Here is a 14714-nt window from a genome sequence, read left to right as displayed (position 1 = left end):
ACCAGAAACCGGCCGCAGATCGGGGCCTGTTCGCCGTGGGCTAAGCGTTCAGCGGCTGGCGGCGTCGTCAGCGTCAGACGGATGCCCCGGCTGGGTCGACCCGTCAGCCGGCGAAGCGGGATGTGCGGCTGCGGTCGGCTGCCGATCGTCGTCGGAGAGCGCGCCATAGCGCTCGGCGAACCGGGCTTCTTCCTGCTGCTCCACGCTCTTGCGCACTCTGCGCTCCGTGCGGTCGGCTCGCAGCACCGACCGGAACGTGTACCAGAACAGCACGCCGACCAGGGCTGTGGGCGTGATCGCCCACAGTGCTGCGGTCATCCATTCCTGTGCACTCATCGCATTGCCTATCGCACCAGGGGGAAGAGCACCGTCTCACGGATGCCGAGGCCTGTGAGGGCCATCAGCAGGCGATCGATGCCCATGCCCATGCCTCCTGCGGGAGGCATGCCGTACTCCATGGCGGTCAGAAAGTCTTCATCGACCTGCATCGCCTCGGGATCGCCGGCGGCGGCCAAGAGCGACTGCTCGACGAAGCGCTGACGCTGGATCACGGGGTCGGCGAGCTCGGAGTAGCCGGTGGCCAGCTCGAACCCGCGCACGTAGAGATCCCACTTCTCGACCACTCCGGGCTTCGAGCGATGCGCGCGCGTGAGCGGGCTGGTGTCGAGCGGAAAGTCCATCACGAACGTCGGACGCGTCAGCCCGGGCTTGACGTAGTGCTCCCAGAGCTCTTCGACGAATTTGCCGTGCGTGGCGGTCTTCGGGTCGAGCGTGATGCCGACGGCGTCGGCCAGCGCCGAGAGCTCGGCGACCGAGGTCTCAACCGTGATCTGCGGCGCGGCGCCACTGGCCGTCCACTGTTCGGCGAGCCGCTCGTTGAGCGACCCGTACAGATCGATGCGATCCCAGTCGCCCGAGTAGTCGTGCGCGGTGCCGTCGCCCCACACCACGGTCTCGCCGCCGTCCGGGCTCGAGGCCTTCGCCGCGTCCTGGATCAGCTCCTGCGTCAGATCGGCGATGCTGTGGTAGTCGCCGTAGGCCTCGTAGGCCTCGAGCATCGCGAACTCGGGGCTGTGCGTGGAATCGGCACCCTCGTTGCGAAAGTTGCGGTTGATCTCGAAGACGCGGTCGATGCCGCCGACCAGCGCGCGCTTGAGGAAGAGCTCGGGAGCGATGCGCAGATAGAGATCCATGTCGAACGCGTTCGAATGTGTGACGAACGGCCGAGCCGAGGCGCCGCCATGCACGGTCTGCAGCATCGGGGTCTCGACTTCGACGAAGCCGTGCTCGGCAAAGGTGTGCCGCAGCGACGCGTTGGTGTGCGCACGGGTGATCACCATGTCGCGGGCCGCATCGCGCGCGATCAGATCGAGGTAGCGGTTGCGCACGCGAAACTCCTCGCCGAGCTCGCTGTGCAGGTTCGGCAGCGGACGGATCGCCTTCGATGCGATCTGCCAACGATCGACGAAGACCGACAGCTCGCCGCGCTTCGAGGCGATGACCCTGCCGTGCACGAAGAGGTGGTCGCCGAGGTCGACGAGCTCTTTGAAGGCGGCGAGCGACTCCTTGCCCACCTCCCCCTGACTGAGCATCGCCTGGATGCGCTCGCCGTCTCCGGCCTGCAGCGCCACGAAGCAGAGGCGACCGGTGTTGCGGATGTGCACGACGCGCCCGGCGATGCCGACGATGTCATCGGTCTCTTCACCGGCGTCGAGCCCCGCGTGACGCTCTCGAACGGCCCGGATGCTCGTGGTCACCGGCACGCTCACCGGGTAGGCGTCTCCCTCGGCCAGCAGACGGTCGCGCTTGGCCAGGCGCACCTCGCGCTGCTCGTTCGAGTCAGTGACCAGCTGCTGTTCAGCGCTGAGCTGCTGTTCGGCGGTCACATCGTGTTCGGTCATGCGTTCTCCTTCGTTGCTGGCCCGGCGATCTCGACTGCAGCGTTGTCGATGAGTCTCACCTGGCCGACGCGTGCGGCCAGAATCACACGAGCTGTGCCGGCGACGTCGTCTGCGACCGGCACGAATGTCTGTGGTTCGACGATCTCGAGGTAGTCGACCTCGATGCCGGGCTGTGCCTCGAGCAGCGAGATGCCGACGCGTTTCGCCTCGCTCGGCAGCGCCCCGTCCGCGCACTGTCGCTGCACCGCGAGCACAGTCTTCGAGAGAAAGAGCGCCGTGACGCGTTCTGTCTCGCTGAGTCGGGCATTTCGGCTCGACAGCGCCAAGCCGTCGGTGTCGCGACGAATCGGCACGGGCAGAATGCGCACGGGCAGGTTGAGGTCGGTGACCATGTTCGTGACCAGCACGAGCTGCTGAAAGTCCTTCTCGCCGAAGGCGGCCACATCAGGCTGCACGATGTTCAGCAGCTTGTCGACCACCGTGAGTGCGCCGGCGAAGTGCGTGGGTCGCGTCTTGCCTTCGAAATAGCGGCCCGGCAGGCCCGGCAGGATGCTGGTGCGCAGCTCGCCCTGCGGGTACATCTCGGTGCGCGTTGGGGCGAACACCGCATCGGCTCCAACGGTGGCGAGCAGCTCGGCGTCGGCCTCGAGCGTGCGCGGGTAGGCGTCGTAGTCTTCCCCGGGCGCGAACTGCGTGGGATTGACGAAGATCGAGACGACCACCGCGTCGACCTCGCGCTGAACCGCCTCGACGAGTGAGAGGTGACCGGCGTGCAGCGCGCCCATGGTCGGTACGAGACCGACGGTCAGCCCCTGCTCACGCAGCGCACTGACGTATGTCCGGATTTCGGCGATGCTGTGCATCACCACCGGTCCGAGAGCAGGTGCGGCATCGGCTGCAGCCTGACCGTCTGGAATCGGGGTGTCGGCTTCTTCAGGTGACGTGGACACAACGCTCATCTCTCGTCTGGGCGGGGGTCGGTCAGACCCGGGTTGGAGTCTGGCCACTGGGATCGGTCGAGGGCAGCATCCACCGATGACTGAATCACCGAACGGATCAGCCTGGCCGGGTTCTGCACACCGATCTCACGCAGCAGACCCGTCGACTGATCGACGATCGCACGCGAGAAGTCGCCCGCGACCGCACGCGCTTCAGCATACACCGAGCGGTCTGCATCGCCGATCGGCACTGGGTCGCCGCCCATCTCGATCACCAGGGCCTGAGCGATCGGGGCCACCGCAGGAGGTGCCGAGACCGCGAAGGCAGCTCCGTGCATCCGCTGCACGTCGAGCCCGGTGTCGGTGAGCTGCACCGCCGGGCTCACGGCCAGCGGAATCACGCCCTGCCGGGCGATCGGGTCGAGCACGCGTTCGCCGAACTCCGGGACGGTGTGCAGGGCGAGCTGCCCCGGATGCCACAGACCGGCGGCAGCGGTGCCCTCGACGAACGAGGCGAGCTGGTCGCCGGGGATGGCCAGCACGACGAGATCGGCCCGGTCGATCACCTCGGCCTCATCGACGACCGGAACCTGCGGCATCGCCGTCTCCAGTCGGTCGCGATGCCGCTCTGACGAGGTCGAGACGGCCGTGATGCGATGCCCGGCTCCGGCCAGCGCCAGCCCCAGGGCGATGCCGACCGCACCAGCGCCGACCACGCCGACGTCGAGTCGGGGCGCCTGGTTCACAGCCGACTCCTCGTACGCGCAGGAGCCGGATCGATCGGCCCGGCCGCCGGCGCACCCGACTTCGGAGAGCCGCTCCGGCCCTGGTCGTCACCATCGTCGGGCGGCAGCCGGCACCAGAACTCGGCGACGACGCCGCAGGCAGCGAGCACGAGTGACGCGCCGGCCGTGACGACCAGCGGCAGCACGATGCCCGCGCTCGGCGTCGCAGGCGGCACGAGCGCGAAGATCAGCAGACCGACGAACACGCCGGTCAGCCCCGAGGAGCTCACCGAGGTGGCCTTGGCCAGCAGCAGCACACGCGTGGCGAAGAACGGGTCGACCGCTTCGATCTTCGACGTGCCGTGCTCGCGCAGCTCGCGGTCTCGGGCCCGGGTGCGCGAGCGCACCCGCCATCCCATGCCGAGCACGACGAGCGCGATCACGATGAGCGCACCCGGTAAGGTCCACGGGGGCAGCAGCTGACGCTGGCCGAGCTGCACGAGACTCGCCTGTCCGGCCCAGCCCAGCACCAGGAAGATGCCGGTGATCACGACCAGCGAACGAATGCGCGTGGTGCCCATCAGCACTCCTGCCCGACAGACCGCACGCGGGCGAGCAGCTCGGCGACCGGCGTGCCGTCGAGCATGGCCGCGGGGTCGATCTCGGCCCACGGTGCAAGCACGAAGCTCCGCTCGGCCGCGCGAACGTGCGGCACGGTGAGCTCGGCAGTCTGCAGGCGCACCCCGGGGATGTCGACGATGTCGAGATCAAGCGTGCGGTCACCCCAGCGCACGTCGCGACGCCGATGGTGACGCTGCTCGATCGCCTGCAGCGCATGCAGCAGCGGCAGCGGTTCGAGCGTCGTCGAGATCAGCGCCACTGCGTTGGCGAAGCGAGGGCGCGACGGGTCAGGCCCGTCGAGCGAGACCGCGATCGTCTGGTGGATGCCGGACGTGCGTTCGACGGTGATGCCCGGGGTCGCGTCGAGATCGCGCACAGCCGCCCGCAGCGTCGCGCCGGTGTCACCGAGGTTGCTGCCCAGCGCGATCACCGCAGGATGCCCTGCGGATGCCGTGCGCTGCGGCGAGGACTCGCCCGTCATCGCTGCCTGCGAACGGTCAGTGTCACGTCGCTGAATGCGACGGTGATCGGCGCCTGCGGCTTGTGCACCGTGACCTCGACCGCCTGCACACCGCTCAGGGTCAAGAGGTCGCCGGCGATCAGCTCGGCGAGCCGTTCGATCAGATCGACCGGCTCGCCTGTGATGCGCGCATTGATCAGCTCTGCGGCCACGCCGTAGTCGACCGTGTCTTCGAGCCGGTCGCTGCGCCCGGCGACACGCGTCGACACCTCGAGCACCGCGTCGACGGTGAACCACTGACCGTCCCGCCGCTCGGCCGGAAACACCCCGTGCCGTCCGCGGGCGCGCACGCCGCTCAGCCGAATGAGATCCGGCCTCTCCGCAGCATTCGTCTGCGCTGGCTCTGCACTCATCGGGACTCCCCCTCGGTCGGTTCGAACAGTCCTGCCGCCGCCAGCGCTGCCGCTGTCGACGCCACGTCGTGTACGCGGAACCCCCATACCCCGCGATGTGCCATCAGCGCCGAGATCGCAGCCGTGGCGGCGTCCTTCGCGCGCAGCACCGTCTCGGGGTCGGCATCCGGCTCACGCAGCGCCGCGGGCAGCAGCCGGCCGATGAAGCGCTTGCGGCTCGCCCCGATCATCACCGGCAGCCCGAGGGTGAGCAGCCGCGCGAACCCGTTGATGATCTGCCAGTTGTGCTCGGCGTTCTTGCTGAAGCCCAGCCCCGGGTCGAGAACCAGCCGGGAGTCGTCGATGCCCGCCGCCCGCGCCGCCTCGACGCGCAGCTCGAGCTCGGCGAGCACTTCGCCGACGACGTCGTCATAGTGCGCGGGTGCGCGCCCCGGGGTGAGCAGGCCGCGCCAGTGCGAGAGGATGAGCCCGGCCTCGGTGTCGCTGACCGCATCGAGCATGTCGGGGTCGGCCAGGCCGGCCGAGACGTCGTTGACGTAGGCGGCGCCGGCCTGAGCCGTCGCCAGCGCGGTCGCGGCGTTCATGGTGTCGATGCTCAGGCTGACGCCCGCCGCGACGAGCGGCCGCACCACCGGCAGGATGCGCTGCTGCTCGACCTCGACCGGCACGCGCCGGCTGCCGGGTCGGGTCGATTCGCCGCCCACGTCGATCAGGTCTGCGCCCTGCGCCGTGAGATCGAGGCCATGGCGCACCGCTTCTGCCGGGTCGAGCCAGCGTCCGCCGTCGCTGAACGAGTCGGGGGTGACGTTGAGCACGCCCATGATCTTGGGCCGCACGGGTTCAGACCTCACGGCACTGGCCTTTCGTCGCCTGCTCCGACAGCGCCGCCAGCGCGTCGAGCCGTCTGGCAGGCTCCTGCAGATCGCCACGGGCTGCGACGGTGATCGACACGGCATCCTGCTGCCGCGCGCCGCGCGCGCTGACGCAGTCCTGGTGCAGCCGCAGCGTGACGAGCGCTCCGCGTGCGTCGATGCCGGTCATCAGCGCATCGGCGATCTGTGCAGTCAGCGTTTCTTGCACCTGCGGGCGCGAGGCCAGCAGATCGACCAGATGGGGCAGCGTGCTGAGCCCGACGATGCGGTCATTCGGCAGATAGGCGATCGAGGCAGTGCCGTACATCGGCAGCAGGTGGTGCGCGCACATCGAGCGCACGGTGATGCCGGTCATCGCCACCAAGTCGTGAGACTCGGCGGGCATGGTCTTCTCGAAGAGTGCGACCGGGTCGGCAGAGACACCGGCGAACAGCTCGGCTGCGGCCTTGGCGACGCGCGTAGGAGTTTCGCGCAGCACCTCGTCATCGGGATCGAGCCCGACGGCGGTGAGAAAGCTGCGCACCGCCTGCTGCACGGCGACCTGGTCGACCATCACTCGCCTTCGGGCGACTGCCCTTCGCCGGGCTGGTCTGTAGCCGGCCGGTCATCGCTCTGCGCGCTCAGCTCGGTATCGGCCTGCACCTTCTTCGGCACGTCGACCGGCGGCAGAGCCGACACCGGGCGGTCGGTGTTCGACAGCCACTGCGGGCGCTCTGGCAGCTTCTGCACGTCGGCGAAGATCTCGGCGATCTCTTTCTCGTTCAGCGTCTCGCGCTCGAGCAGCTCGGTGGCGAGGTGGTCGAGCACGGCGCGGTTCTGGGTCAGGGCAGTCCACGCTTCGGTGTTCGCGGTATCGAGCAGACCGCGAACCTCGAGGTCGATCTGCTCGGCGACGCCGTCGGAGTATTCGCGGCCGCCGCCCATGCCACGGCCCATAAAGACCTCGCCGTCGGGCTCACCGAGCTTGACTGTGCCGAGCTTCGAGCTCATGCCGTATTCGGTGATCATCTTGCGCGCCGTGTCGGTCGCCTTGTCGATATCGTTCGATGCACCGCTGGTCGGGTCGTGGAACACGATCTCTTCGGCGACGCGACCGCCCATGGCGTACGCGAGCTGGTCGAGCAGCTCGTTGCGCGTCACCGAGTACTTGTCGTCCATGGGCAGCACCATGGTGTAGCCCAGAGCGCGGCCGCGCGGAAGAATCGTCACCTTGGTGACCGGGTCGGTGTGGTTCAGCGAGGCGGCGACCAGGGCATGACCACCCTCGTGATAGGCGGTCACCAGGCGTTCGTGGTCGCGCATCACGCGCGACCGCTTCTGCGGGCCGGCGATCACACGGTCGATGGCCTCGTCCAGGGCACGGTCGTCGATGATCTGCGCGTTCGAGCGCGCCGTGAGCAGCGCGGCCTCGTTGAGCACGTTGGCCAGATCGGCACCGGTGAAGCCCGGGGTGCGCTTGGCCACCAGCCCGAGGTCGACGTTGTCGGCCAACGGCTTGTTCAGTGCGTGCACTTCGAGAATCTTCTTGCGGCCGGCGAGGTCGGGGGCCTCGACCGAGACCTGACGGTCGAAGCGGCCGGGGCGCAGCAGCGCCGGGTCGAGGATGTCGGGGCGGTTGGTCGCCGCGATCAGAATGACGTTCTGGTTGGGGTCGAAGCCGTCCATCTCGACCAGCAGCTGGTTCAGCGTCTGCTCGCGCTCGTCATGACCGCCGCCCATGCCGGCGCCGCGATGGCGGCCGACGGCGTCGATCTCGTCGATGAAGATGATCGCGGGTGCGTTCTCTTTGGCCTGCTCGAAGAGGTCGCGCACACGTGAGGCGCCGACGCCGACGAACATCTCGACGAAGTCTGAACCCGAGATCGAGAAGAACGGCACACCGGCCTCGCCGGCCACAGCGCGGGCGAGCAGCGTCTTGCCCGTTCCGGGCGGGCCGTAGAGCAGCACGCCCTTCGGAATGCGCGCACCGACCCGGCGGAACTTCTCGGGCTCGCGCAGAAAGTCTTTGATCTCTTCGAGCTCGGCGAGCGCCTCGTCGACGCCGGCGACGTCTTTGAACGTCACCTGTGGGTGGTCTTTCGTGACCATCTTCGCCTTCGACTTGCCGAAGTTCATCACGCCGCCGCCGGCTCCGCCCTGCATGCGCGAGAGCAGGAACCAGAACACCACGCCGATCAGCAGGAACGGGATCAGCGTGATCAGCATGTTCGTGAAGATGTTCGGCTGTGTCACGGTGTCGTCATAGCCGTCGCTCAGGTTCGCATCGTTGACGGCCTTGACCACATCGCTGCCCCGGGCCTGGGCGTAGTAGAACTGCACCTTCTTGCCGTGATCCTCGAAGTCATCGCTGAGGGTCATGTCGACGCGCTGCTCCGCGTCTTTGATCTCGACCTGAGTGGCTTTGCTCTCGTGCAGCAGCGTGAGCCCCTGCGAGGTGGTGATCTTCTGATAGCCGCCGAACATGCTGGCGATGTTCATGCCGATCAGCACGATGATGAGAGCCGCCACAATCCAGAAGATCGGGCCCTTGGTCAACCGTTTCAAAGCGTTCATAGATTGCGGGCAGCCCCCGAATCCTTCCGTACGTTGGTGCGATAGTGCCTAATAGTACTTGAGGCGTTCTGCGGCGTTCTGCGTGTTCGCTGTGAGCAGTCGTCCCGATCGGTGCCTGAGCGACCCGACGTTCGAGCCGCCCGTGCACGGCAGGCGCAGAATCAGCTGTACACCTCGGGCTTGAGGATGCCCACGCCCTTGACGTTGCGGTAGCGCTCGTCATAGTCGAGCCCGTAGCCGACCACGAAGTCGACCGGGATGTCGAAGCCGACGTACTTCACGTCGATGTCGACCGCGAGCGCCTCGGGCTTGCGCAGCAGCGCGCAGATCTCGATCGACTCGGTGCCGCGCGAGCGCAGGTTCTTCTGCAGCCACGAGAGTGTGAGTCCCGAGTCGATGACGTCTTCGACGATGAGCACGTGCTTGCCGTGCAGGTCGGTGTCGAGATCTTTGAGAATGCGCACCACGCCCGACGACTTCGTGCCCGAACCGTACGACGAGACGGCCATCCAGTCCATCGTCACCGGCAGCTTCAGCTCGCGGGAGAGATCGGCCATGATCATCACCGCGCCCTTCAGCACGCCGACGAGCAGCACGTCCTTGCCCTGGTAGTCCTTTTCGATCTCGCGCGCCATCTCGGCAACCCGGGTGCTGATCTGCTCCGGGGTGAGCAGGACCTCTTTCAGATCGTTCTGGATGTCAGCAAGCTCCATGTGTGTTCGGCTCCTCAGGGGGTGTGATCGGGAAACGGGTCGGAACCCGTTCACCACTCTAGTGCGCCCGGCGGCACACCCGCACTTCGCCGCCGGCCCTCTGCACCCGACCGCCCGGCACGTCGAGCGGACCCTGTCCGTGCCACTCGGTCGCCAGGCGCAGCACCTCGAGCACATGTCGACGTGCGGGAGCCCGCCCGGTCACTCGTTCCAGCATCCTTTTGACGACCCGGGTAGCGAGCGCCGTCGGCAGCTCGCGCAGCACCTCGGCCGGCAGCACCCCGGGCTCGCAGGCCTCCAGCCGCTCGACCGCCATCGCGTCGAGCACGGCCGCGTCTTCGGCAAGGAGGTCGGCTGTGCGGGCGAGTGCCGCGACCATGCCGGGGCCGAGCTCGCGCTCGAGCACGGGCAGCACCCGATCACGTACCCGCACCCGGGCGAACGAGGCGTCGTGATTCTGCGGATCATCCCACGTGCCGATGCCCTGCGCCCGGCACGAGGCACGCGTGGCCTCGCGACGCAGGCCGAGCAGTGGACGCCCCAGTCGTCCCGCCAGCGGGCGCATGCCCTGCAGCGACGCGGCGCCCGAACCGCGGGCAAGCCCGAGCAGCACTGTCTCGGCCTGATCGTCCATGGTGTGCGCCAGCAGAATCAGATCGCTCTGCGTCGCGGCCCGCTCGGCTTCGAGCGCCGCATATCGAGCCCGACGGGCCGCCGCTTCGGGGCCGCCGGCAGCGCCGACCTCGACTCGTCGCACATGTGCGAAGGATGCGCCCAGGGCCGGCATCTCAGCCTGCGCCCGCCTCGCCACGGCGGCGCTTCCCGCCTGCAGCGCATGGTCGACGGTCAGCGTTCCCCACTCGATGCCCAGACGCGGCGCCACGTGGGCGACCGCCGCCGCGAGCGCCATCGAGTCGGCCCCGCCGCTGACGCCGACCAGCACGCGCGCAAGACCAGCCGGAGCCGACGGGACGGGCTGCTGCAGCATCCGCCGCACATCGTGTCGAATCGCAGCGGTGGCCGCGTCAAGCGACGGGCGACGCTCCGGCGGGCGCTGTTCAGGCATGTGCACTAATCTAGTGCGGGGGTCGGAGCGACGCCGAGCGACTGCTGAGCCGCAGCGCCGCACGCAGCATCGACCACCGCCCGACATTCGCAAGACACGGGCGCTCGCCCGACGCCGACTGACGGCGCACCCGGGCACGCCACACAAGGAGACAACCCATGGCAATCTACGACGCAATCATCGAGATCCCAGCTGGTTCGCGCAACAAGTACGAGGTCGACCACGAGACCGGCCGCGTCTTTCTCGATCGCGTGCTGTTCACCAACTTCGTCTACCCCACCGACTACGGCTTCTTCGAGAACACGCTCGGCCAGGACGGCGACCCGGTCGATGTGCTCGTGCTCACCGAGATCCCCGTGTTCCCGGGCGTGGGCGTCAAGGTGCGCCCGGTCGGCATGCTGAACATGAAAGACGAGGCCGGCATCGACACGAAGGTCATCGCGGTGCCGAAAGACCCGCGCTTCGATCACATTCAGGACATCGACGACGTGCCTCAGGAGCTCAAGGATCGCATCGAGCACTTCTTCGCCCACTACAAAGATCTCGAGAAGGGCAAAGAGGTCACTCTGGGCGGCTGGGAGGGTGTCGAGGCCGCCGAGCGCGAGGTGCAGGAGGGCTTCGACCGGCTGAAGGCCGAAGAGGCCGAGTAGCCTTCTGCGCAACAGCGCTCAGGGCCCGACCGCCGTGCGAACTCGCACGTGCTCGGTCGGGCCCTGAGTCATCGCTGGGACGCGATGCGTTCGATCAGTGGCTGGCCATCCAGGTCACCGGGTTGACCGTGTTGCCTGCGGTCTTCCACATCGGGCTGCCGTAGCCGATCGAGCCGATGTGAATCTCGAAGTGCAGATGCGCGCCTGTCGAGGCTCCGGTGTTGCCGCTGGCGCCCAGGTTCTGCCCCTTGCTGACGCTCTGGCCGTTCGAGACGCCGATGCGGCTGAGGTGGAAGTAGCGCGCGATGATGGTCTGCCCGCCGACCACGGAGCGCACATCGACGTAATTGCCCATCGACGAGCCGAACCCGGCGCCCACGACCGTGCCGTTGGCGATGGCGAGAATCGGCGTGCCCTGCGGCACGGCGAAGTCGGTGCCGTAGTGGAACCTCGGCTCGTGATAGATCGGGTGCATGCGCATGCCGTAGCCGCTCGACCCCTTCAGATACGGCAGCGGGAACCCGATCGCGCCGCTGGGGCTCGGAGTGGGCACGCCGCCGCCTGACGACTGGCCGGTCGACGGGGCCGCCGCGTACGAGCCGTCGGAGTCGTTGCCGCCCGAGGCCTGTGCTGCTGCGGCTGCCTGTGCAGCTGCGATCGCCTTCGCCCGGGCCTCGGCTTCAGCCTGCACGCCGGCAGCCCGCTGCTGCTGCAGCTCGGCGGTCTCTCCCTGCAGCGCCGAGAGCTGCGCCGTCAGCTCACCGGCGTGGGTCTGCTGCTCTTTCAGCGTGCTGTCGACCTGCTGCTGCGCCTGCTGCGCCTGCTGCGCCTTCGCCGCTGCGTCGTCGGCGAGGTCTTGGAGCTGGGTCAGTGCGGCGTCCGACTGGCTCTTCAGCGATTCGGCGGTCTTCGCATCGGCGATCGCGCTGCGATAGGTCTCGTCGCTGCTCTCGCCGAACCGGCCCATCACACCGAGCTGATACAGCACCTCGTCTGCGCCGTCGCCAGAAAGATAGATGTTCATGCTCGCGTTGCTTCCACCGCTGCGATAGAGCTGGGCGATGCTGGCCCCGGCGGCCCGTTTCGACACGTCGGCACGCGACTCGGCGTTGAGCTGTTGCACGCGAAGGGTGTCATACGTCGACTGCTGGTCAGCGACCTGCTGCAGCGCGGAGTCTGCAGCTGCCTGGGCTGAGTCGACCGCCGCCTGTGCAGCATCGAGCTGACCGTTCAGATCGGAGATGAGCCCCTGAACACGAGTGATCTCACCCTGTTTCGCCTGCTCGTTGTTCTTGGCGTTGTTGATGTCGTCCCACGACGGATAGTTCGCCGCCTGGCTCGGAGTCACCGGGGCCACCAGGCTCTGCCCCCCGACCAGAGCCACGGAAAGAGCCGTGCCGATGACGACTCGACGCAGTGCGCGCATCATGCTCCCTTCACGTAGACCCCGCCAGACTACACGTCGCTTCCGCTCGCGTCGCAGAAGCCACCACGATTCGTTCGGGGAATCTTCGCAGTTCTAGACTGGTTGCTCAGATACCTATTGAGGAGCAGCATGCCGACCACTGGATCGAAACGGGCCGCGCGAGTCATCTCCTGGCTGCGCGAGCAGGTCACAAGCGGAACATGGCCGATCGGCACCAAGATCCCCACCGAGCCCGAGCTCACCGAGCAGCTGGGCGTCGGGCGCAGTACCGTTCGCGAGGCGGTGCGCGCGCTGGCCAGCCTGGGCATTCTCGAGACAGCCCCAGGCCGAGGCACCTTCGTGCGGTCGAGCAGCCCGGTGAGCGCCGTGCTCACCGACTACCTGGGCGAGAAAGAGATCTCAGACGTGCTCGGCATCCGCCGCACGCTCGAGATCGAAGCCGCCCGCAAAGCGGCTCTCGACCTCAGCGACGAGCACATCCACGCCCTGCGCAGCGCTCTCGAGGAGGAGCGCGAGCACGTCCAGAGCGGCCACGCCGAGGCGCTCGACCCGCCTGGCCCCTTCCATGTCGCACTGGTGCAGGCCAGCGGCAACCCGCTGCTGACGGAGCTCTATCAGGGCCTCGCCCACGCGGTGAAGCTCAGCATCCGTGACGGCAAGGTCAAGTCGTCGCCAGCCGAAGAGAAGCTGCGCGATCACGAGCGCATCTTCGAAGCCGTGGTGAAGCACGACCTGGTCGAGGCCGTCCACGCGGCCAACGATCACGGAGACCGAGATCTCGTCGTCGTGCCCCGCGACGAGAAGGATGCCGCCGGGGGTGACGCCGAGACCTCGCCTGCCGACCCGCCAGCCGTCTACCGGCGCATCGACACCCGTCGAGGAGGCTCTCTCTCGCCGGTGCGCATCTTCCGCGCCCAAGACGACGCCCGCTGACCACACGACACACCCCGCACGCAGACCCGTTTTGCACTCGGCGATGGAATTCCGTAATGTATGACGTCGGTACTGCGGGTTCGGAAACATCAGAAACGTCCGAGCAAGCGGCCCCATCGTCTAGTGGCCTAGGACACTGCCCTTTCACGGCGGTAACACGGGTTCGAATCCCGTTGGGGTCACGACGCGGTGCCGGCAGCATGATATAGTTCCACAGGCAGTATCGGCAGTACACTGCATGGCCCTGTAGCGCAGTTGGTTAGCGCGCCGCCCTGTCACGGCGGAGGTCGCGGGTTCAAGTCCCGTCAGGGTCGCTTCGGCGACAGGAGCCCTTCCTTTTGGAAGGGCTCTTTCACCGATCGGGCCCGTGCGAACGCGCCCCGGCTCTGTAGCTCAGTTGGTAGAGCGCACGACTGAAAATCGTGAGGTCACGGGATCGACGCCCGTCGGAGCCACCATATTCCCCTGATTCTCACGCCTGTCCCGAATCGGGCTCAGCAGGGCAGAAGAATCGTTGTAGCGGCAAGTGATGCTGCTAGAATCTTCACATGACCGAACCCCGCTGGCTCTCCCCCGTCGAGCTCAACGCGTGGATGCGCTTCGAAGCCGTTGTCGAGCTGATGCCCGGAGCTCTCGACTCCCAGCTGCAGCGCGACGCGCAGCTCACACACTTCGACTACTTGGTGCTCGCCAAACTCTCCGAGCGCGACGGACGCGCCATGCGCATGACGCAGCTCGCAGCCTCCACGAACTCCACGCTGCCCCGACTCTCGCACGTGGTCTCACGGCTGGAACGCCGCGGCTTCGTCGAACGTGCCTCATGCGCGACCGATCGCCGTGTGACGATCGCCCGGCTCACCGACGAGGGCTGGAACAAAGTCGTCGCCTCAGCGCCCGGCCATGTCGAGAACGTGCGCTCGACCGTCTTCGACCAGCTGACCGGCGAACAGGTCGTGCAGCTCGATCAGATCTGCAGCCGGCTGCTCGCCAGGCTCGACCCAGACAACCGCCTCGAAGTGCAGCGCTGACGGGCTTCGGCACTCGCGAGCCCGGACATGAAAAAGCCCCGCACGAGTGCGGGGCCGGGTCAGGTGCGCTTCGGGCGCCGACTGACGATTCTCAGATGGTGCGGATGTTCTCAGCCTGAAGACCCTTGGGGCCCTGCACGACGTCGAACTCGACCTTCTGGTTCTCGTCGAGCGAGCGGAAGCCCTCAGACTGAATGTTCTTGTAGTGTGCGAACACGTCTGCGCTGCCGTCGTCAGGCGAGATGAATCCGTAGCCCTTTTCGGCGTTGAACCACTTCACGGTACCGGTTGCCATATCACTGCTCTTTCTTGCTGTTGCGCCGAGACTCTCACGACGACTTGTGCGGTGTTGCTTTGCACTCCGACAGAACAGTTGGGCCGGCGATGAGCAGCCCGACCTGCGGTACGGCGATCA

General features: G+C 67.4%; 17 protein-coding genes and 3 tRNA genes. 6 read left to right on the top strand and 14 right to left on the bottom strand.

All coding sequences use genetic code 11. The features are described 5' to 3' along the window. Positions 1-48: 48 nt before the first annotated feature. The 12 genes from LRX77_RS05490 to tilS all read right to left on the bottom strand — a co-directional run bounded on the left by LRX77_RS05490 (position 49) and on the right by tilS (position 10262). Positions 49-318, bottom strand: a complete 270-nt coding sequence (locus tag LRX77_RS05490; RefSeq protein ID WP_231831902.1) for a hypothetical protein — start codon at positions 316-318, stop codon at positions 49-51. Between the two features lie 26 nt (positions 319-344). Beyond that, entirely contained in the window at positions 345-1901 is a 1557-nt protein-coding gene (gene lysS / locus LRX77_RS05485; protein ID WP_231831901.1) for a lysine--tRNA ligase, read from the bottom strand. Beyond that, positions 1898-2851 carry a pantoate--beta-alanine ligase gene (gene panC / locus LRX77_RS05480; protein ID WP_231831900.1) on the bottom strand — a complete coding sequence of 318 codons (954 nt, stop codon included), beginning with the start codon at positions 2849-2851 and terminating at the stop codon, positions 1898-1900. Before panC ends, lysS begins: the two co-directional genes overlap by 4 nt. A gap of 5 nt (positions 2852-2856) precedes the next feature. Further along, positions 2857-3585, bottom strand: a complete 729-nt coding sequence (locus tag LRX77_RS10505) for a DUF2520 domain-containing protein (RefSeq protein ID WP_231831899.1) — start codon at positions 3583-3585, stop codon at positions 2857-2859. Beyond that, positions 3582-4145: a DUF3180 domain-containing protein gene (locus tag LRX77_RS05470; protein ID WP_231831898.1), complete on the bottom strand. Its 564-nt coding sequence runs from the start codon at positions 4143-4145 to the stop codon at positions 3582-3584. Before LRX77_RS05470 ends, LRX77_RS10505 begins: the two co-directional genes overlap by 4 nt. Continuing rightward, positions 4145-4666, bottom strand: coding sequence for a 2-amino-4-hydroxy-6-hydroxymethyldihydropteridine diphosphokinase (gene folK / locus LRX77_RS05465; protein WP_231831897.1), 522 nt, complete (start codon positions 4664-4666; stop codon positions 4145-4147). Before folK ends, LRX77_RS05470 begins: the two co-directional genes overlap by 1 nt. Then, a complete protein-coding gene (gene folB / locus LRX77_RS05460; protein ID WP_231831896.1) occupies positions 4663-5058 on the bottom strand; it encodes a dihydroneopterin aldolase in 396 nt (131 codons plus the stop codon). Before folB ends, folK begins: the two co-directional genes overlap by 4 nt. Next, complete coding sequence (gene folP, locus LRX77_RS05455; protein WP_331716140.1) at positions 5055-5909, bottom strand: dihydropteroate synthase; 855 nt, start codon at positions 5907-5909, stop codon at positions 5055-5057. Before folP ends, folB begins: the two co-directional genes overlap by 4 nt. After that, the gene (gene folE / locus LRX77_RS05450; RefSeq protein ID WP_231831895.1) at positions 5899-6483 is read right to left on the bottom strand and encodes a GTP cyclohydrolase I; all 585 of its coding nucleotides are present in this window, start codon (positions 6481-6483) and stop codon (positions 5899-5901) included. The genes folP and folE overlap by 11 nt, the downstream gene beginning before the upstream one ends. Further along, positions 6483-8483 carry an ATP-dependent zinc metalloprotease FtsH gene (gene ftsH, locus LRX77_RS05445; RefSeq protein WP_231831894.1) on the bottom strand — a complete coding sequence of 667 codons (2001 nt, stop codon included), beginning with the start codon at positions 8481-8483 and terminating at the stop codon, positions 6483-6485. Before ftsH ends, folE begins: the two co-directional genes overlap by 1 nt. Before the next feature lie 161 nt (positions 8484-8644). Next, positions 8645-9196 carry a hypoxanthine phosphoribosyltransferase gene (gene hpt, locus LRX77_RS05440; RefSeq protein WP_158030698.1) on the bottom strand — a complete coding sequence of 184 codons (552 nt, stop codon included), beginning with the start codon at positions 9194-9196 and terminating at the stop codon, positions 8645-8647. A gap of 58 nt (positions 9197-9254) precedes the next feature. Beyond that, positions 9255-10262 (bottom strand): tRNA lysidine(34) synthetase TilS, encoded by a 1008-nt coding sequence (gene tilS, locus LRX77_RS05435; RefSeq protein WP_231831893.1) that lies wholly within the window; start codon positions 10260-10262, stop codon positions 9255-9257. Between the two features lie 158 nt (positions 10263-10420). On the opposite strand from tilS, the gene ppa reads away from it, so the two are divergent. Next, on the top strand, positions 10421-10912 hold the full coding sequence (gene ppa / locus LRX77_RS05430) for an inorganic diphosphatase (protein ID WP_231831892.1): 492 nt from the start codon (positions 10421-10423) through the stop codon (positions 10910-10912). A gap of 94 nt (positions 10913-11006) precedes the next feature. Here ppa and LRX77_RS05425 read toward each other — a convergent pair whose 3' ends face one another. Further along, positions 11007-12341 carry a M23 family metallopeptidase gene (locus LRX77_RS05425; RefSeq protein ID WP_231831891.1) on the bottom strand — a complete coding sequence of 445 codons (1335 nt, stop codon included), beginning with the start codon at positions 12339-12341 and terminating at the stop codon, positions 11007-11009. A 126-nt stretch (positions 12342-12467) separates the two neighbouring features. On the opposite strand from LRX77_RS05425, the gene LRX77_RS05420 reads away from it, so the two are divergent. From LRX77_RS05420 to LRX77_RS05400, 5 genes are all read left to right on the top strand, one after another. After that, complete coding sequence (locus tag LRX77_RS05420; protein ID WP_231831890.1) at positions 12468-13271, top strand: FadR/GntR family transcriptional regulator; 804 nt, start codon at positions 12468-12470, stop codon at positions 13269-13271. A gap of 109 nt (positions 13272-13380) precedes the next feature. After that, positions 13381-13453 (top strand) — tRNA-Glu (locus LRX77_RS05415). A 58-nt stretch (positions 13454-13511) separates the two neighbouring features. Then, positions 13512-13585: transfer RNA gene (locus LRX77_RS05410), tRNA-Asp, on the top strand. Positions 13586-13653: 68 nt separating this feature from the next. Next, positions 13654-13729, top strand: a tRNA-Phe gene (locus tag LRX77_RS05405). Between the two features lie 90 nt (positions 13730-13819). After that, positions 13820-14299 (top strand): MarR family winged helix-turn-helix transcriptional regulator, encoded by a 480-nt coding sequence (locus LRX77_RS05400; RefSeq protein WP_231831889.1) that lies wholly within the window; start codon positions 13820-13822, stop codon positions 14297-14299. A 91-nt stretch (positions 14300-14390) separates the two neighbouring features. Here LRX77_RS05400 and LRX77_RS05395 read toward each other — a convergent pair whose 3' ends face one another. After that, on the bottom strand, positions 14391-14594 hold the full coding sequence (locus LRX77_RS05395) for a cold-shock protein (RefSeq protein ID WP_158030693.1): 204 nt from the start codon (positions 14592-14594) through the stop codon (positions 14391-14393). Positions 14595-14714: the final 120 nt, after the last annotated feature.

The organism is Pseudoclavibacter sp. 13-3, assembly GCF_021168475.1.
GTDB lineage: Bacteria > Actinomycetota > Actinomycetes > Actinomycetales > Microbacteriaceae > Pseudoclavibacter_A.
The sequence above is the reverse complement of the archived record's forward strand: the minus strand, read 5'-3'. Positions and strand labels throughout refer to the sequence as shown.